At 36.6% G+C, this 18,913-nt stretch carries 13 protein-coding genes; 2 read left to right on the top strand and 11 right to left on the bottom strand.

Annotated elements, in window-relative coordinates:
* Position 1: 1 nt before the first annotated feature.
* Genes MUN42_RS03010 through MUN42_RS02990 form a run of 5 tightly spaced genes read right to left on the bottom strand, consistent with a single transcriptional unit; the run spans position 2 to position 4,845 of the window.
* Entirely contained in the window at positions 2-1,081 is a 1,080-nt protein-coding gene (locus MUN42_RS03010) for an ABC transporter substrate-binding protein (RefSeq protein WP_243342867.1), read from the bottom strand.
* Positions 1,078-1,875, bottom strand: coding sequence for an ABC transporter permease (locus MUN42_RS03005; RefSeq protein WP_243342865.1), 798 nt, complete (start codon positions 1,873-1,875; stop codon positions 1,078-1,080). The genes MUN42_RS03010 and MUN42_RS03005 overlap by 4 nt, the downstream gene beginning before the upstream one ends.
* Positions 1,872-2,660: an ABC transporter permease gene (locus MUN42_RS03000; RefSeq protein ID WP_243342863.1), complete on the bottom strand. Its 789-nt coding sequence runs from the start codon at positions 2,658-2,660 to the stop codon at positions 1,872-1,874. The genes MUN42_RS03005 and MUN42_RS03000 overlap by 4 nt, the downstream gene beginning before the upstream one ends.
* Positions 2,653-3,765: an ABC transporter ATP-binding protein gene (locus MUN42_RS02995; RefSeq protein ID WP_243342861.1), complete on the bottom strand. Its 1,113-nt coding sequence runs from the start codon at positions 3,763-3,765 to the stop codon at positions 2,653-2,655. Before MUN42_RS02995 ends, MUN42_RS03000 begins: the two co-directional genes overlap by 8 nt.
* Positions 3,766-3,822: 57 nt before the next feature.
* Positions 3,823-4,845, bottom strand: coding sequence for an alpha/beta fold hydrolase (locus MUN42_RS02990; RefSeq protein WP_243342859.1), 1,023 nt, complete (start codon positions 4,843-4,845; stop codon positions 3,823-3,825).
* An 84-nt stretch (positions 4,846-4,929) separates the two neighbouring features.
* Here MUN42_RS02990 and MUN42_RS02985 point away from each other — a divergent pair, with 84 nt between their 5' ends.
* Positions 4,930-5,226, top strand: a complete 297-nt coding sequence (locus tag MUN42_RS02985) for a rhodanese-like domain-containing protein (RefSeq protein WP_243342857.1) — start codon at positions 4,930-4,932, stop codon at positions 5,224-5,226.
* A gap of 33 nt (positions 5,227-5,259) precedes the next feature.
* Here the strand turns inward: MUN42_RS02985 and MUN42_RS02980 are convergent, their stop codons facing one another.
* Positions 5,260-6,096 (bottom strand): aldo/keto reductase, encoded by an 837-nt coding sequence (locus MUN42_RS02980; RefSeq protein ID WP_243342856.1) that lies wholly within the window; start codon positions 6,094-6,096, stop codon positions 5,260-5,262.
* An 81-nt stretch (positions 6,097-6,177) separates the two neighbouring features.
* Between MUN42_RS02980 and fabG the strand changes: the two genes are divergently transcribed.
* A complete protein-coding gene (fabG, locus tag MUN42_RS02975) occupies positions 6,178-6,906 on the top strand; it encodes a 3-oxoacyl-ACP reductase FabG (RefSeq protein ID WP_243342855.1) in 729 nt (242 codons plus the stop codon).
* On the opposite strand, the gene MUN42_RS02970 is transcribed toward fabG, so the two are convergent.
* From MUN42_RS02970 to yaaA, 5 genes are read right to left on the bottom strand one after another with little or no spacing between them, the layout of a single operon-like run.
* Complete coding sequence (locus tag MUN42_RS02970; protein ID WP_243342854.1) at positions 6,903-10,259, bottom strand: UvrD-helicase domain-containing protein; 3,357 nt, start codon at positions 10,257-10,259, stop codon at positions 6,903-6,905. The genes fabG and MUN42_RS02970 overlap by 4 nt on opposite strands.
* Positions 10,246-13,617 (bottom strand): PD-(D/E)XK nuclease family protein, encoded by a 3,372-nt coding sequence (locus MUN42_RS02965; protein ID WP_243342853.1) that lies wholly within the window; start codon positions 13,615-13,617, stop codon positions 10,246-10,248. The genes MUN42_RS02970 and MUN42_RS02965 overlap by 14 nt, the downstream gene beginning before the upstream one ends.
* Complete coding sequence (locus tag MUN42_RS02960; RefSeq protein WP_243342852.1) at positions 13,614-16,643, bottom strand: AAA family ATPase; 3,030 nt, start codon at positions 16,641-16,643, stop codon at positions 13,614-13,616. The genes MUN42_RS02965 and MUN42_RS02960 overlap by 4 nt, the downstream gene beginning before the upstream one ends.
* Positions 16,630-17,745 (bottom strand): exonuclease SbcCD subunit D, encoded by a 1,116-nt coding sequence (locus MUN42_RS02955; RefSeq protein WP_243342851.1) that lies wholly within the window; start codon positions 17,743-17,745, stop codon positions 16,630-16,632. The genes MUN42_RS02960 and MUN42_RS02955 overlap by 14 nt, the downstream gene beginning before the upstream one ends.
* Positions 17,742-18,464 (bottom strand): peroxide stress protein YaaA, encoded by a 723-nt coding sequence (gene yaaA, locus MUN42_RS02950; protein ID WP_243342849.1) that lies wholly within the window; start codon positions 18,462-18,464, stop codon positions 17,742-17,744. The genes MUN42_RS02955 and yaaA overlap by 4 nt, the downstream gene beginning before the upstream one ends.
* Between the last annotated feature and the right edge of the window lie 449 nt (positions 18,465-18,913).

Below are 18,913 nucleotides of genomic sequence, written 5' to 3'. Positions count from 1 at the left end.
CCTACTTAGCTTGGGGTGAGATTTTTAGGTCTAGGAACAAGTCATTATAGAGAATCGTAGTTTCCCTATCCAAAAATGTAAATACCTCAAGCTTATCTATTATTTCATCATCTGGATACAAGGTTTTATTTGTCCTAATCTCTTCAGGCAAGAGCTTGAAGGCCTCTGCGTTTGGACTTGCATACATTATATATTCTGCATTCCTAGCAGCTATGTCAGGCTCTAACATAAAGTTGATAAATGCATAGGCTGCTTCCTTGTTCGTTGATGTTTTTGGTATAACTATATTATCAAACCAAATATTAGATCCTTCTCTAGGGATAGCATAGGCTAGGTCCTCGTTAGAATCCATGGCCATAGAAGCATCTCCCGAAAAAGTTATTCCAATATCTGCTTCCTCTAGGGCTACATACATCCTAATCTCATCTGCTAAAATCGCCTTTACATTTTTCATAAAACCAATGAGGTCATTTCGGACATCTAAAAGGGTATTCTTATCTTCTGTATTTAGCGATAATTCCCTTGCCAAGAGGCCAATACCAAGGGTCTCTCTGGCCCCATCGAAGGTTAGGATTTCCCCTCTAAATTTAGGATCCCATAGGTTTCTCCATGAAGAAAAATCACTTTCGTCATATTTTTTAGTATTATAAAGGATACCAAAGGTCCCCCAGAAATATGGAATACTATATTCGTTGTTTGGGTCAAAGGCTTGGTCAAGGAATCTTGGGTCTATATTAGAAAGTCCTTTGATCTTGCTGTGGTCAAGCTTTTCGAGTAGCCCGTCATCCCTCATCATAGAAACTGCATATTCTGATGGGATAACTAGGTCATAATTAGTTGAGTTTTGCTTGATTTTGGTAATCATGGCTTCGTTAGAATCAAAGGTCTCCATAACTACTGGATAGCCCGTTCTTTCTTCAAATTCATCTATCAAGTCAGGATCTATATAGTCACCCCAATTATAAAAGTAAAGGGCATTTTTTTGCCTATTTACCTGACTATTTTCGATAAGTTTCCTCGCTCCAAAAAGAACAAAAACCCCTACGATGACACCTACAAAAAATTTATATACCTTGTTCATGACCTCGCCTCCTCAGCCTTGAATTCTCTTTTGGATAGGAAGTAATAAATCACTACCAAAATCAAAGATCCCACAAACATTAGGGTTGATAGGGCATTTATCTCAAGGGAAATCCCTGCCCTAACCCTAGAATAAATCTCTACACTTAGGGTCGAAAACCCAGAACCTGTAACAAAGAAGGTTACAGCAAAGTCATCCAAGCTATAGGTCAAGGCCATGAAAAAACCTGAGAAAACCCCTCCAGCTATATTGGGTAATATTATCTTATTTAGAATAAGCATATCACTTGCCCCAAGGTCCTCTGCTGCCAAAATCATGGACTCATTTAAGCTATAGAGCCTAGGCAAGACCATAAGGACCACTATAGGAATTGAAAAAGCTATATGAGATAAGAGCACAGTCCAAAATCCCATAGGAATCTTCACCAAGAAGGTAAATAACACCAAGAAACTTGCTCCCATCATAACATCAGGCATAACCATAAGGACAGAGTTAAAGTTTAGTATCCTATCACGAATTCTCTTATCCCTGAGATAATAGATAGCTATAGCGCCAATTGTTCCTATAATTGTCGCTAGTAAGGATGATAAGAGCGATAAGATCAAGGTATTTATCATAATAATCCATAACCTACTATCATCCAGTAGCTCCCTATAATGATCTAGGGAAAATCCCAAAAAGTTATTCATATTATCCCCGCTATTGAAGGAATAAATAATGAGGTAGGCTATTGGCAAATAAAGGATTACAAAGACAAATATCAAATACAAATTAGAAATTTTAAATTTTTTCATATCTTCTCCTCTCCCTTATTTAAGATTTTCATAATAATAAACATCAATACAATTAAAACGAGACCAATAGTCGCCCCCATACCCCAGTTTTGAGTAACTAAGTAATGCTCTTCTACCGCAGTCCCTAGTGTTATAATCTTGTTACCTCCTATTATTCTTGTAATCAAGAATAAGGATAGAGCTGGGATAAATACAGCTTGGATGCCTGCTATAACTCCATCCTTGGATAGAGGAAGGGTAATCCTGCTAAAGGTCTGAAAGCCATTTGCACCCAAGTCTTTGGAGGCTATAACATACTCCTCTGGTATGGAGTCCAAAGACCTAAAGATTGGCAAAATCATAAAGGGAAGCTCCACATAGGATGCTACTAAGATAAAGGCAGGGTTGGTAAACAAGAGTCCATTATTTGGTGCAATAAGACTCGCAAGGATTCCATTTTTATTAAAAAGTCCTATAAAAGCATAGGCCTTCAAGATTAGATTTATCCAAGTTGGTAGGGTAACTAGTAGCAAAAATATTTCCTTGTAGGCCGTCTTTGTAAGCAAATACGCAAAGGGATAGGAAATAAGTAATGTAGTTACCGTTATCAAAAAGGCTGTTAAAAATGAGTTCAAGGTCATAGTTAGGTAATTTGGTGATGAAAAATATGCTATATAATTATCAAAAGTAAAATTACCATAAATATCAAAAAATGACTGGTATAGAAGAAGTAGTATCGGTGCTACTATAAAAAGCACGATCCAGCCATAATAAAAACTTGATAATAACTTATATTTCTTATTCATCATCATCTCCTATAGCATATTTTTCTATTCTCTTATCGAAGTCATCTTCGCTCTCATTAAATCTCATGACATGGATATCAGAAGGATCTATATCAATGCCTATGACCTGGTCTTCGTAGAAGCGCCTAGTGGTATGGATCTTCCACCTAAAGTTATCATCATCATAGCAAATAAGTTCATTAAAAACGCCCCTAAACAATACATTGTCTACCCTCATATTTATGTCAGAGTTTTCTGGACTTGCTACAGTAATATCTTCTGGTCTAATTACTACCTCTACCCTCTCTCCACTTGGTATACCGGCATCTTCGCAGTCAAAGACCTTGTTGGAGAACTTAACCTTGTAGTCATCGACCATGACAGCCTCTAGGATATTGGACTCACCTATAAATTCTGCTACATACCTATTAATAGGCTCATCATAGATATCTACTGGAGATCCTGATTGGACTATCTCCCCCTTATCCATTACAAAGATTTCATCACTAAGAGCAAGTGCCTCTTCTTGGTCGTGGGTTACAAAAATAAAGGTAATACCAAGCTCCCATTGGAGGTTAGACAATAAAACTTGCATGGACTTACGGAGTTTGAGGTCTAGGGCAGAGAGAGGCTCATCAAGGAGCAAAACATCTGGCCTATTAACAATGGCCCTGGCTATGGCTACCCTTTGCCTTTGACCACCTGACATTTGGGAGATCTTCCTCTTCTCAAATCCCTCCAGATTTACCATCTTTAGGGCCTTTTTTACTTCGACATCTATAGTCTTCTTATCGACCTTTTTTATATTTAGGCCAAAGGCTATATTGTCATAGACATTCATATGGGGAAAAAGCGAATAGTTTTGAAAAACTGTATTTACCTTTCTCTTATTGGCAGGTAGGTCATTTACATTTTCACCATTTATGTAGACATTGCCAGATGATGGCTCGACAAAGCCTGCTATGATATTTAATATAGTGGTCTTGCCACAACCTGATGGACCCAAGAGGGTATAAAACTTACCCTTTTCTAGTTCTAAGTCAACAGTCTTTAGAGCGACTTCATCGTCATAGGTCTTGGAAACCCCCTCCAAAACCACGCTCATATTTTCATATTTCTTATCCAAATCATTCCCTACTTTCTATTTATTCTCTATAAAATATACCAATATATAGATTAAATTCTATAAGGTTTTATCACTTTTCATAAGTCTAATTATATCCCTATACACCGTGGTATTATCATCTTCATTTAGGATCTCGTGGCGCATATTAGGGTAGACCTTAGAATAAACTTTTTGATAACCTAGACTTTTTAAAAATTCTAGACTTGCCTTAAGTCCCCTAGCCCCTCCTGTGATTATATCATCTACTCCTGTCAAGGAATAAATCTCAAGGTTTTTATTTTGAGCCTTGTAGCTTTTTCTTTGAATCATCTTGCGGTTAAGGTCAATGAGGACTCCTGTATACCTATAGGTAAAGGAAAAAATCCTTAGCCTATCCTTAGCCTTGATCTCCCTATTTTTCTTACTATAGGATATGAAGTCCAGGGAATCAGAGTTAGATCCTAGGGCAAGGCCTATGAGCTTGGTAGGAGTTTTTTCTCCAAGATAGAAGCTTAAAATATTAAAGAAAAAATATCCCACAGGTGCAAGCTTGTTGTAGGCAACAGTTCCTGTCAAAAATACCTTGTCAAAACTCTTATCATCACTCGCGACCATAAGTCTTGCTATCATTGATCCCATGCTGTGGCCCAAGACATAGACTGGCAAATCCTTGTACTTACCTCTTACATATTCATTTACAAGGAGGCTATCAGAGACAATCTCATCAGAGCTTTTCATATAGCCATTTGGATAGGTAGAAGAAAGAGACTTGCCATGGCCCCTATGGTCATGGACTACCACGAGGTAGCCTTCTTCCATCAAGAATTTAGCAAAGTCCTCATAATTTCCCCCATGCTCCGCCATCCCATGGATTATATGGACTAGGCCCTTGGGACTTGGTGGAAGATATTCCCTCACAAATATATCAAATCCACTAGCTTCAGTCAGGTAATATTCCCTATATGCATCTTCATTAATTAGGTCATATCTCTTAAAAAATTTACGGCTTTCTACCATCTTCCTAAAATTCCTATTATCCCTAGCATAGTGTAGCTGGGGTACAAGCAATATAATTACAAAAATTAAAATAATAAACACCATAAGACCTCCTTTATATAATCATATCAAAATTTCAACTTTTTATATAGGAAATTTTTAGTATAATTAAATAGAAAGAAGGTAATTATGATAGAACACATTATTCCAGGAGATAAGGTAGAAAAGGACAAGGATGCCTTTGTGGTCGTTGATGTGAGAACAAAAGAAGAATACGACCAAGGCCATATAGAGGGAGCGATTAATATCGCCTATGATGAAATTAATGAAAATATAGATAAGCTTGATAGGTCAAAGCCAACTATAGTCTACTGTGCCTCAAATAACAGGGCCAATATAGCAAGACTTAGCCTAAAATCAAATGGATTCGACTTTGTCTATGTAGGTGAAGGTGTCAACTATTACGACTACAAGATGGTTAAATAAAAAGCTGAGCGATTAACTCAGCTAATTTTTTTATTACATTTTACGAGCTTTTTCTAGCCACTCTTCATCTAGGGGATCGTTTGAAAATCTTTTTTTCTTATCAAGACTTGCCAGTGCGTGCATATCACTTTCGTCTAAAGAAAAATCAAATATATCTATGTTTTCCCTAATACGGTCTGGGTGGACAGACTTTGGTATAACCATTGACCCACGTTCAATGTGCCACCTTAGGGCAATTTGGGCAGGAGTCTTCTTGTATTTTTCTGCCAGGGTCTCTAGAACTTTTTCTTCAAAAATATTATCCTTTCCCCTAGCTAGTGGGCTCCAACCTTGATGGAGGATGCCATTTTCATCCAAGAATTGTTTGGTTTCTGGATCTTGGAGGAAGAGGTGGGATTCTAATTGGTCCATTACTGGTCTTTCCCCTACTTCTAAGAGTTCTCCTAATTGATTTGGCATAAAGTTACATACTGCTATTGACTTGATTATTCCTTGACCCTTGTAGTCCATGAAGACCTTCCAAGCCTTATCAAAGTCCTTGCCATACCAGTGAAGGTGGAGGACATCTATATAGTCTGTTTGCAAATTCTTTAGACTATCTTCTATAGCATACTTGGCCTTGTCAGCTTCGAAGTCTGATGGCCATATCTTGGTTGCTATCATGTAGTTACTACGGTTTTTGGAAGAATTCTTCAAGGCCTTCCCTATATATTCTTCGTTGTTATAAAACTTAGCTGTATCAATGTATTCATAGCCTGCTTCAAAAGCTGTGTTTATTACTTCATCAATTGTCTTCTCATCTTCTATCCTATAAGTACCAAGTCCTAGGCTTGGGATTTTTATTCCATCATTAAGTGTGTAGTATTTCATTATCTCTCCTTTTCTTCTTCTACTTTTTAGATACCCAAAAATAAACTTTCTACCAGGATTTTTCTATGATAAAATAAGGATATGAAAACAGTACTTATAACAGGATCATCTAGGGGAATCGGTAGGGCTATAGCAAGACGCCTTGCAGGATCCTATAATCTTATAATTAATTATAACCATAGCAAGGATAAAGCCCTAAGCCTCTTAGATGAGCTAAGAGAAATTAATCCAAATGTAATAGCAGTTAAAGCAGATGTGTCAAAAGAGGAAGAAGTTGAGAGGCTCTTCTCCCTGGGAGAAAAGAATTTTGGGACCATTGATGTCCTCGTTAACAATGCAGGTATTTCCCATTTTTCCCTAATCCAGGATACATCTAGCGAAGATTTTGAAAGGATAGTAGGAAGTAATCTGAGGTCAGTCTTTCTTACGACAAAGAGGGCCCTTTCCCCTATGATTAGCCAAAAATATGGAGTGATTATAAATATTTCTTCGATTTGGGGTAAGGAGGGAGCTGCTATGGAGAGCCTCTATTCCCTAACCAAGGGTGGAATCAATGCCTTTACCAAGTCCCTATCAAAGGAGCTATCTCCATCTGGTATCAGGGTCAACGCCATAGCACCAGGCATCGTCGATACTGATATGATGAGGGGAGATTTTAATAGTGAAGAGCTTGTAGAGTTAAAAAAAGACCTGCCCCTCGGGAGATTTGCCAAACCTTCCGAAGTAGCAGACCTTCTTGCCTTTTTGATTTCAGATGAAGCTAGCTATATAACTGGCAACATTGCTGATATCAATGGTGGCTTTTATTAAATTATCTCTTCAAATTCTTTAAAGTTATACCAATAAATAAAGCAGTGGCTTACCTTCTTGGCTTGGGACTTTTCGATAGCCGACTTATAAAGTTTGATCTGCCTATCATAGAGTCCCTCTCTTTTTATCCTATCAGTCTTAAAGTCGATAAGGATTACATCATCTTCCCTTTCTATCAAAAGATCTATCTGTCCATTTATATAGGAGTCCCCATAGACCATGAGGAAGGACTCTTCTTTTCTTATATAAACTGATGAAGCAAGCGCATTTTGTAAGATATTTGAGTTAAAGAAGCCTAGGAGCAAGTCATAGTCTAAGACCTTGAGGTCAACCTTATCCATTAGACCTTTCCTTACACTAGCCTCTAAGGCCTTCTCTAGGCTAGCTTTGTCATAAGTTTTTAGGTCTAGGACTTCAAAGGCCCTATGGATAATAGATCCCACTTCTACAGCCTTGAAGGTCTTTTCTTCTTCCAGGAAGTTTGGCTTTCTAAAATCAGATTTTTCCTTGTAGGTCCTATCATCAAAGGGCTCAAAGCCCGAACTCCTATGGTCAAAATCCTTAGAAATTTCTGTGACTGACCTCTTTAGTAGACTCCTAGTATCTTCATCAAAGGGATATTCCCTATCAAATAGATCCTCTATTTCATTATAAAGGCTAGGATTTACCTTCTTATCTTCTAAGAAATCCACTAGGTCTTCCTTTTCGTACTTATCAATCTCTTTAACCTCATCTACAAAGTCAAGACTTGCAATATCACTCAGTTTATCAGAATAGACCTCTTCATAAATTTGATCTGCGATTTTTTCTCCAGATAGGATAGCCAATATCCAATCCAGGTAGGAAGACATATTTAGGAAGTCAGTCCTTGCCCTTAACTTTTTAGCTGTAGCCATACTTTTATTCCCAGTTATAAAGAGCATAGTCTCTGGGCGAGTCATGGCCACATAGAGGATTCTCATCTCTTCTTTTTTATTTTCGATAGTTATTTTCTCACTGATGATGTTTTTGCTTAGTGAAGAAAATCTTACCTTGTTACTGTAATCTGAAATATTGATACCAAGTCCTATATCATCATCAAAAACTACACTTTCCATTAAGTGCTTCCTATTAAATTGCTTAGCACTATCAGCTAGGATTGCTACAGGAAATTCTAGGCCCTTGGACTTGTGGATGGTCATTATCCTAACCAGGTCTTCACTTGCTGATAAGTCTCTTGCCTCAAGGATGTTATCACTTTGGTTTAGAGAAAGTGTTTCTATATAGGATATGAAGCCATAGAGACCATTGTCGTTGGTCTTATCATATTCGCCCATGGTTTCAATAAAGGCATTCACATTGCCAATCCTATCGCTAGACCTATCTCGACCTAGGAGAAATTCATAAAGGCCTGACCTTTCAAAGAGCAAGTTCCCAAAGTCATAGAGCGTATTGATAGTTAGGAGGTAGGATAGGTTCCTAAAGTTCGACTTAAAATCCCCTATCCTCTCACCCAAAGCATCTGCCCTGTCATAGGCAGAGAAGGCTTCTTCGAAGCTAGTAAATTTTCCGGAAAGCTTGATTGCACTTATATCATCCTCACTAAAGCCAAAGACTTCTGACCTTATTACTGATAGCAAAACTAGGTCATCCTTTGGATTTACTAAGTATTTTAGCATATTGATAAAAAATTCTACCTCGACTGCCCTAAAGGAGACCTTGGATATGTCATTAAAAAATGGAAGACCTGCCTTTTTGAAGGCCTCTTCGTAGATATAGGACTTGGCCCCTGACCTAAGTAAGATGGCTATATCCTTGTAGGCAAAACCAAGGGACCTTATTTCTTCTATTAGCTCGACTAGGTAGTCTTCTTCTCTAATTTTTTTATCTAAGACCCTAACATTTACCTTTTTGTAGGAAGATTGGGTATTTTTGGTGAAATTTAGCCTGTGACCCCCATCCTTGTAGTCAATATCAGAAGATTCCTTGGTCATAAGATTATCAAAGATAAAGTTATCAAAATCTAATATATCCTTCTCTGACCTAAAATTTTGGTTTAGGTCTATCCTAGTTGAATCAGAATCTTCCTGGTAGGAGTCAAGCTTTTCTAAGAATAACTTCGGCTCAGCCCTCCTAAAACCATAGATAGATTGCTTAACATCTCCTACAAAGAACAAGTTATTAGAAGATTTAAGGCTTTCGATTATGAAGTTTTGGATTTCGTTAGAATCTTGGTACTCATCAAAGAAAATATGGTTAAACCTCCCCCTAAGTTTCTCCCTTGCCTCATCTATCTTAAGTAGGTCTATAAACTTATGTTCTAGGTCGTCAAAGTCCATATAAGATTTTTCTTCCTTAAGCCTTGTATAAGTCAAAGCAAAGTTTGTAACTAGGAGCCTTATCTCTGCCAAAAGCTCTTTTTCAAGGTCTGAAAACTTGGCTAGGGTTTGACTGTCAGAATTTTTTATTACCTTGCCTATAGTTTTAATTCTATCCTTGTAGGCATCACGATCTGCCTTTATTCTTTCATAAACAGCCTTATCATCACTCTTTAATTTGCCTATCCTAGGAAATGTAACCTTGAAAATTTTTTTTATAAAGCCATCCCAGTCCTTATTGTAATCGGCTATGAATCCACGAACTATATCATAATCCTCATTGACTATGCCTAAGAGCTTATCTGACATTTCATTGTCCTTGGCTAGGTTAATATTATTTAAGGACATGGCTTCAATTTGACTAAGCTCTTGACTTAAGCTCTTTTTAAACAAGTCAAAGTTAAGGCCCTTGCTTGTAGCATCCTCAAGCCAGCCCATAGGATCAATCTGCCCCTTAGATTTGACATAGGTCTTTAGGATAACCTCCCTTGCCCCCTTGTCATTTTTAGATGAACCAAAGGAATGGAGGAATTTCTTGAAACTATCATCCATCTTTTCATAGGCCCTATCAAAGACAAAGTCCATGGCCCTAGTTTTTAAAATTGTAGTCATCTTATCACTTATTACCTTAAAGTTTGGAGATAGGTCATCAAAGAAATAGAAATTTTCCCTAAGCATATCAGCACAGAAACTATGGAGGGTTTGGATGTGGGCAGACCTTAGCCCCTTTATCTGATCCCTTATAAATTTAAAATCTTTCTTGGATTCCCTTAGCTTTTTCTCAAGTCCTGACCTTATCCTATCTTTCATCTCGATTGCGGCCTTGTTGGTGAAGGTTACTATTATGAAGGATCTTATGTCTTCTTTGTCATCTATTACTAATCTCAAAATTCTCTCTACTAGGACAGAAGTCTTACCAGATCCTGCTGCTGCAGAAACTATTATATTTTTACCCCTAGTATCTATAGCAAGTTCTTGGTCTTTAGTAAATTCCATCATTATCCTCCCCTTCTAGTCCATCTATGCTCTTATCCTTATCAAAGATCCTATACCTTAGTTGGTCTATGGTGTAGTCGATTTTACATATCCCCCTATAGCTACAATATTGGCATTCATTGGAATTTTGATCATATGCTAAGGGAACTATTTTGATAGAGCCACCTTTGATATCTCTTATAAATTTTGATATAGTTCTCTTGGCAAAATTTTCTAGGAGCCTTACTTCTCTTTCTGTAAGCTCCGCACTTTTTTTCCCATCTATTATAGTGGAATTTTCTAAATCATCAGCATTTTTATCTAAAAGCTTACTTGCCCCATCTATATCAACTATGATGCCCGACATTTTAAACTTATTTGCCTTATTATCTTCTATGGATTCTTGGTTGTAAGCTTCTTTTAGGCTAACTAACTCATCAGCAAGGGGCATATAAAAGGCCCCTATAGGAATCATTTCTTCCTTCTTATCTCCTATTGCCATCATATATATCAAAAGTTGAAGGTCTATGCCATTTAGGAGGTTTACTATTTTAAATTCCTTATTGCCAGTCTTATAGTCTATCACCCTAACATATTCCTTATCCTTATCTATCCTATCGATCCTCCCTCTTAGGTAGTTGATATCATCGACAAAGACCTTATCAAGCCTAGATGAATCATCATATCCAAAGTCTTCTTCTACAGCATATATCTTAAAATCGCTATTTTTCATTTGATCAATCAATTTTTGAGCATTATTCTTGGTCGAATCGTAGACATTTTCTAGGACAAATTTATTCCTAGAGGAAGATATACGAGTCTTATCCAAGTTCTCCGAAGTGGCCTTTTTAAATTTTTCTAGGAGGAGCTCTTCAAATTCTTCCTTGCTAAGATCTTTTATCTCTCCCTTACTGATTTGGCTACTTATATCTTCCATTAGCTTATGGACTATGTTACCTACTTCAAGGCTTTCTATTTCGTAGGGTTCTTCTATATTTGGCCTTATTCCGTAGGATATAAAATACCTGTAGGGACACCTTGAATAAGTTTCAATCTCAGAAATATTGAAGTGGTTTTTCTTATATAGGCTATTTCTATTATCCACGGACAAGTTTTTCTTATCATTGGTATAGACCAAGGCTTTTTTGATAAGTTCTGCCCTCTCCTTTGCTTCCAAGTAGAATAGGAAGGCCTTGGCAAGGTCTTTTTCCTTTGGACTGACTTCTATTTTTTGACTTATATCCCTTATAATATTCAGAGCATATTCTTGAACCTTGCTAAAACTATACTTTATGCTAGAGTATTTTAGCTTATTAGGATAAATCATAGCATAGTCAGCGACCCTGGCCTTATCATCTCCAAAAATTTTCATAATAGCTGTTAAGACCATGGATTTATTAATCTTTTCACCCTCCTTGTTGGCTAGGCTAAAAGATAAAAAGAGCTTCTCTGACATAGTTATAAGTCTATAGAGGCTTAGCTTTTCACGCTCTTCTAGGTCCTCATCAAAAACTTTGAGATCAAGTCCCATCTTTCTTAGGGAGTCTAGGTTATCTTCTCCTATTATGAGATTATTTTTAGAGCCCTTAGGGAAAAATACATCATTTAGGCCTAGGACAAAGTTGACCTTTCTCTTGGCAATCCTTGACCTAGAGAGGCTTGTCACAAGGATGTGGTCTTTGCTTGGTGGGATTATTCCAATAGAAATATCCTTTAAGCTTGATGAAAGTAAGTCATATATCCTCGAAAGACTAGTCTTTCGATCCCCCATAATCTTGTTAATTTCTTCAAGGATTCCGACAAACTTATCCCAAACCTGGTCATTTTCCTTGAAGTCATCCAAGTCCCCTATTTCTTGTAAAATATTTTGATAGGCTCTTATTCCAGACTTGATAGCATCATTGTCTATAACTTCATATATTTTCCCTACAATCTCCCTTGCAGGAGCCTCTCCTATACCAAGGATTGGAGCTAATAAGTCCAAAAGCCTTGCCCTTATGGCCCTTATATCCTCGTATTCTTTAACCTTCTCTTCAAATTTTATCTGACCCCTTGGATCATCCTTGTAGATATTTCTATAGAAGTCCTCATCCATCTCAAAGTACTTATCATCAAAGACCATCTCCCCCTTTATCTTGCGATTTCTAATAAAATTATCAAAATTAATAGCCCTCGCCTCAAAATCTTCCCCAAAGGTAAAGATATTTGACCTTAGTACAAAGCTTAGGTCATCTTCATTAAACTTATAGAGGGCAAGTCTTAGAATGGCAGTAAAGGTCTTTATGATGTGGTTATCGGAAAGCTTCCTCTCCCTATCCATAAAATAAGGAAAGTCATACCTATTAAAGATCTTAGAAAGCTCATTTTGGAATTCTTCCTCATCACTTATATAGACCCCTATATCCTTATAGCGAAGGCCATATTTTTTGATGAGGACATTTATAATGATAGCAAGACTTTCTACCTCATCTACGGTAGATGGGGCTTCGATAAACCTTATATTCTCAATCTCTCCTTCATATTTTTGAGGATTGTAGGATTCGAAGTTAAGAGCAAGGTGGCCTAGGTCGCTTTCTACTTCCTTATCTTCCAAAAATATGTCCTTACAAGTATCCAAGGTCCTAAGCTTATTATAAAGCCTTATTGATGAATCAAAGTATTCCTTGTCGGATAGGATAGGATTTTCTATAAAAGCATAATCAAGAGTTATACCAAAGGTAATTTTATTTTTATTATCAAGTAAGGCCCCTACAAAATCTGCCTTTAGGTCTGATAGGGAATCGAACTTATCAAAGTAAAAATTAACATCCTTCAGAAAGTCGCAAGCTTTTATATTTTCACTAAGAAAGGCCAGACTATCTTCATTATCGACAAACTTATCGCCTAGAGTCTGCTCATAGGCATCTAATATTAGCTTGAGCTCCCTAAACTTAATTTTGGTTAGCTCGTCTTCGCTTTCTTCTACCCTAGCAAAAAATTCTTGGTTAAAATTATTGTCCTTAAAGCTTCCTATCAAATCGCTGATAGAATTTACAAAGTCTATATTGGAAGCCTTGTTCTTAAAAAGGGCAAGTTCATCGTTTAAGTCTTGTAAAAGGCTAGTAATAACCATAATTTTTCCTTGCTTGGACAAGAAGTCTTTCTCTTCTAGACCTATCTTTCTAAAAATCATAGATTTTAGGGAAGAAAAGGATAAGACCTTGGCATCCATTACAGCATCAAAGCCGATATTTTCAATGAAATTAATATCACTTTCGAGGGTGTATTGTTCTGGCACTAGTAAAATCGCCTTCTTATGGGCTTTTAGGTCCTTTTCTATTTCCTTGTAGATATAATTTGAAATTTGGTCTGGATTTTTTGAAATAATTGTATTTATCATGCTAAAACCTCTACTTTACTTCCATAGGATGGATCATAACTAACTAGTACCTTGGCATCTATGGCATCCTTTAGGTCATCCACGTGAGAGATAAGACCTACGAGCTTATTTTCATTGGACAATTTTTCGATGGCCTTGATTACATTTACCAAATAATCCTTGGAAAGAGTTCCAAAACCCTCATCTATAAAGAGGGTGCCCATCTTTATTCCTCCATTTGAGGCACTTATCTCATCAGATAAACCTAGGGCAAGACTTAGAGATGCCAGGAAGGTCTCCCCTCCTGATAGGGTCTCGACTGGTCTGAGCTTTCCTGTATTGGCATCTAGGATTTCGATATCTAGACCAGACTTTGACCTCTGGTCAGAATTGTTGCTAGACCTAACCATAGTAAATTGATTGTCAGTCATGGTAAGAAGCCTTGCATTTCCATAGCTTAGGACCTTATCAAAGTAATAGGTCAAGACAAAAGACTCGAAGTCTATCTTCTCCCTTCCAGCTACCTTTCCATAAGACCCATCTGCCACCTTAGAAAGTCTAGCTAGATCGTCTGCCTCCCTGGTATTGGCAGCAAAGCTTTCTTCTAAATCTTCTACCGATGAGATAGTTTTTTCATAAAGACTAAGACCCAGGTAGATTTCCTTGATATCTTCTGATAGTCTTTCTTTTTCCCTTTGGGTACTTCCTATCATCTCTTCAATCTTTATAAGGTCGACTGGGCTTTTTCCCCTAAAGTCCTTGTAGGTATCAAGCCTAGTAAGTAGTCTTTCTAAATTTTTAAAGTATCCTTCTATTTCATCTTTTCTAGGGCTAAGTCTTGCCATATTTTCCTTGGCAGACTTGTATAGGCCATAGTTTTCGAAGACTTGGGCCAATTTCTCCTCGAATTCACCCTTGTAAGCCCTATCTTTTTCTTCTAGGTTTTCGATTTGCCTTTGGCTGTTGGCTATATTTTGACTTAGATTATTTATCTCGACTAGGCCTTTGGTATAGGACTTATTTATCTCTTCAAGCCTTTCCCTATCTTTTTTATAGATATCTCTTAGTTTTTCTATCTCAGAATTTTTTCTCTCCTCATCAAAGTCTAGGAAGATATCCTTCTGAGCAAGGTAGGTGGCTTCTATTTCCTTGGACCTACTGAGCTTTTGGTCAAGAGAATTGATTGCTTGCTTTTTAACTTCGATTTTTTCGGAAAGCTTATCTATATCTTCTACCAAGTTGATTCTTGCTTTTTTCTTCTCTTCGATTTTTTTAGCTAAGAGTCTTAAATTTTCTTGATACTTTTCTATATCAGATGAAGTTTTCTTGATCTTCTCCTCCAAAAGCTCTAGGCTAAATTCTTCTTTTAGGCTTTGGCTAATCTCTCCTGCCTTGTCATTTTTGTATTCAATCCTCGAAGTGAGATCTGCCATATTTTTTCTAATATCATCTATATCATAATTTTCTATTTGGTATTTTGGAAATTTCTCCTCATGATAGCTCCCACATACAGGACAAATTCCACTTTCATTAAGCCTATCTATGTAGGTATTTAGCTGAATTTGATCAAGGTTCTTTAGGGCTAACTTTTCCTTTTTCGCAAGGAACTTTTTACTATCACTAAGGGCTTTTATATCTGCTTCTAGTTTATTTAAATCCCTTGCCCTTTGGTAAAGGTCTTTTAGGTCTTTTAAGTTATTTTTTGACCTATCAAGATTTTCTCTTAGGATACTTTCCTTATCCCTTATGGAGAAGATTAGCTCATCTACTAGGGTTCTTTCTTTGATAAGCTCTTCTTTGGCTTTATTAAGGTCATTTTCTTCCTTTAGAACCTTATTATAGTCATCCCTTTGACCTTCAAGATCCTTGTAGGCCTTCTCGCTTTGCTTGAAGTTATTAAAATCTATGATTTGTTTTCGTAAGTCCTTGCCCTTATCCTTAGTTGCTTCTAGGCTTTTTTCTAGGTCTTTCTTATTTTCGAAGGCCTCTTTTATTTCCCTAAAAGCAATGTCCTTGATTTTGATATCTTCCTTTAATTTTTCTAAGAAGGTCTTCTCTTCTTCTAGGTCCTTGGTATTTGACCTTAGCCTATTCTCATAGATCTCTATATTTGACGCCTTTTGGGCTAGGTCCAGCTCAATACGTAATTCCTTATAGGAAGCTTCTTTTTGCCTTTGCCTGACTAGGTCATTTTCGATTTCCTCTAGGATCTTTATTGATTCATTGAGGCTCTTGCCCTTATTTAATTTCTCATAGAGGTCTACCAGATTTTTTTCCTTTTCTACTAATCTTTCCTTGGTGACCTTATAGCTTTCACCCAGGTCCTTATTTTTACCCCTTAGCCTTGCCAAAATCTCATCAAAGTCATGGGTTAATATTAGGTCCTTATCAATCAAAGTTTTCAAATCTTCGTTATTGATCAAGATATCTTCTAGCTTAGTATCAATAAATTCTGCCTTTGTTATGGCTTCCTTAGCGTAATCCTTTATCCTATTTTCGAAGTCCTTGTATTCATAGGTTTTGAAGATGTCTCCCAAAAGGGTCGCCTTGTCCTTGGATGACGCCTTGAGAAACTCTTGAAATTCACCTTGGGCTAGGAGCATGACCTTGGAAAATTGCTTTTGGTCAAGGCCTATTATTTTTTTGATTTGCTTATCTGTATCCTTGGCCTTTTCAGATAAAAGTTTCTTTTCTTGCGTGGTATCAAAAAGGGCAACACTATTACTGATATTTTGAGCCTTCTTGGTCTTTTTGGCCCTTTGCCTTGGAATCCTCTCTATCCTATAGGACCTATCCCCAACTACAAAGTCCAGATTAACATAGGTGTAGGGGTCATCTTCTGTAAGAAAATCACTCCTCAAATTATCAATTCCCCTGGATGATACCCCATATAGGGCATAGTTTATGGCATCAAAGATGGTAGTCTTTCCTGAACCAGTATCTCCCGAAATCAAAAATATTTTCTTTTTGTAAAGCTTTTCAAAATCTATACTAACTTCATCCTTGTAGGTAATGAAGCCACGCATGGTTAGCTTAGAAGGTCTCATCAGCTATCCTCCTCAATATTTCTAGGTCCCCCTTGGATAAATCTTCATCCATCTTATAAGAATAAAAGTCCTTAAACAAGTCAATCAAGTCCTTATTCTCAAGGTCAATGTCTATCTCTTCAAAGTTTTTACTCAAGGCCCCCTTGTTGACATAGCTTAGCGATACTGCATGGGGGAACTTAGTCCTTAGCTTGGCCATGGCATTTTCTATGGTAAAATCATCCTTTATTAAAAATTTGATATAGGCATCTGAAGGCTCTCCCCTTAGAATTTCCTCAAAAAACCCTTCCCTAATCTCTAGATCACGTAGGGGGCTTATCTCAATTTTTTCTAGCTCAAGGCTCTCCCCAAGATTAACCAGGGTAACCGACTTTCTTGTCTTAATTTCATCGAAAGAATACTTCATAAAAGTACCGGCATACCTAATCTTTTCTTCCTTGACAAAGTGGGCCCTGTGCAAGTGACCTAGGGCAACATAATCAAAATTCCTAAACAAGTCTACATCCATAAAGTCAGAACCACCGACACTTAGGGGTTTTTGATCATCATTGTAGGCCTCTTCTCCGAGATTTCCACAAAGGTCAGCAGCATAGCAATGGGTAATAAGGACATTACGACCCTTATAATCTATATTTTCCAAAAGTCTCCTGTAAATATCAGAAAAATCCTCTATAGAATCGTCAATCTCTGCCTTAGCTCTATTAATAGACACAAAGGGAATCAGGTAGAAATTTATAGGACCCAAGTCATCGCTATAGCTTATTGGCTTCACATCGAGGTCTCCCACCAAATAATAATTATTAGACCTATAAAATTTCCTATTAATATCAAGCCTCTTACTAGAATCGTGGTTACCAGGAATAGCTAGAACCTTCTTATTGAGGTCAAATACGATTCTTTCTATAAAATAAGAATAAAGGTCTAGGGCCTCAGAGCTAGGAATAGATGTATCAAAAATATCCCCAGCTATCATTACAAGGTCTACATCCCTTGACTCTATGATAGACAAGATTTGCTCTAGGGCATGCATTTGGTCTTCTAATAAGTCATAGGCCCCCAGGGTCTTTCCGATATGAAGGTCAGATAGGTGCAGGAGCCTCAACTTTCTCTCCTTACAAAGACCAAATTATCCTTCTTACTGAGGACATTGTCGTACTTATACCCATCCATTTCGATAGCTTTGATATCATCTAGCCTATCAATTTTTTCTTGGATAAGCTTCTTTAGCATCCTACCCCTCATTTGTTTGGCGTAGGAAACAATTGATCTGACCTTACCATTTCGTTCATCCTTAAAATCAATAGTAACAAAGCTATCCCCTTCCTTTAAATAAGGTCTTATAGTCTTAGAATACTCCTTGGATGCAAGATTAATAACCAAATCATTATCCTTAAAAAGCTCATCATAAATATCAGACCCCCAGAACTTATAAAGGTCGTAGCGGTCATTATTAAAATATAGCCTATAATCACGAATACCTGTAAAGGGCTTCAAAATCCCATATAGGGCAGAAATTATATAAACATGGTCATTCAAATAATCCATATCATTAAAGTCTTTCATATTAAATTGCTTGAAAACCAAACCATCATAAGAAAAAAGAGCTGGATTATTAAGATCATCAAAATCAAAATCCTTAAAGTCAAAATAAGCCTTCTCAGTTAACTCATCATTAGTCTTATTCAAATTCCCAATCTCATTCATACTCAGCTTAGAAATCTTCTCAACCAAGGCCTTGGTCTTATCAGGAAAAATCAAAGCCTGAGTCTCTGTATCATCAAAATGTTTAAACCTTTTTGCTGGTGAAATAATAATCTTCATAATACCTTCCTTTATCTAATATTATACTCCAATTCAACTTTGGAGAATTTTTTAAATTGCTACTTTAAATAAATAACATCAAAATATATATTGACATGTAATTAATTATATGATATATAATAAATATACTCGTTGATATGGAATTATAGGAGATGAATTTGATGGAAAATAATAAAAATAAAGTAAATTTGCAAAAATCATACAATTGATACTGATAAGATTAAAATTCGGAACAACCATGATGTAAACAATATAGAGAAATGTATAAATTGCAAGTATAAATATATTTGTGGAACTGGTTGCGTATATAAAAGTTATACTTTTAATGGAAACCTTAATAGTGGTTATTGCTAAAATTTCTATGAAAATATAAAATTATATCTATCATATCTAGAGAACATCGGAAATTTATAATTAATAAATTAATGGAATATTATTACTCAATTAAA

This window comes from Anaerococcus sp. AGMB09787, assembly GCF_022808955.1.
Lineage (GTDB): Bacteria > Bacillota > Clostridia > Tissierellales > Peptoniphilaceae > Anaerococcus.
Note: the sequence above shows the minus strand (reverse complement) of the source record. Positions and strands in the feature narration are given on the sequence as shown.

Bases quoted from the DNA above. Each gene is read 5' to 3' on its own strand.
- MUN42_RS03010 (WP_243342867.1), bottom strand. From the start codon at position 1,081: ATGAACAAGGTATATAAATTTTTTGTAGGTGTCATCGTAGGGGTTTTT.
- MUN42_RS03005 (WP_243342865.1), bottom strand. From the start codon at position 1,875: ATGAAAAAATTTAAAATTTCTAATTTGTATTTGATATTTGTCTTTGTA.
- MUN42_RS03000 (WP_243342863.1), bottom strand. From the start codon at position 2,660: ATGAATAAGAAATATAAGTTATTATCAAGTTTTTATTATGGCTGGATC.
- MUN42_RS02990 (WP_243342859.1), bottom strand. From the start codon at position 4,845: ATGGTGTTTATTATTTTAATTTTTGTAATTATATTGCTTGTACCCCAG.
- MUN42_RS02985 (WP_243342857.1), top strand. From the start codon at position 4,930: ATGATAGAACACATTATTCCAGGAGATAAGGTAGAAAAGGACAAGGAT.
- MUN42_RS02980 (WP_243342856.1), bottom strand. From the start codon at position 6,096: ATGAAATACTACACACTTAATGATGGAATAAAAATCCCAAGCCTAGGA.
- fabG (WP_243342855.1), top strand. From the start codon at position 6,178: ATGAAAACAGTACTTATAACAGGATCATCTAGGGGAATCGGTAGGGCT.
- MUN42_RS02970 (WP_243342854.1), bottom strand. From the start codon at position 10,259: ATGGAATTTACTAAAGACCAAGAACTTGCTATAGATACTAGGGGTAAA.
- MUN42_RS02965 (WP_243342853.1), bottom strand. From the start codon at position 13,617: ATGATAAATACAATTATTTCAAAAAATCCAGACCAAATTTCAAATTAT.
- MUN42_RS02960 (WP_243342852.1), bottom strand. From the start codon at position 16,643: ATGAGACCTTCTAAGCTAACCATGCGTGGCTTCATTACCTACAAGGAT.
- yaaA (WP_243342849.1), bottom strand. From the start codon at position 18,464: ATGAAGATTATTATTTCACCAGCAAAAAGGTTTAAACATTTTGATGAT.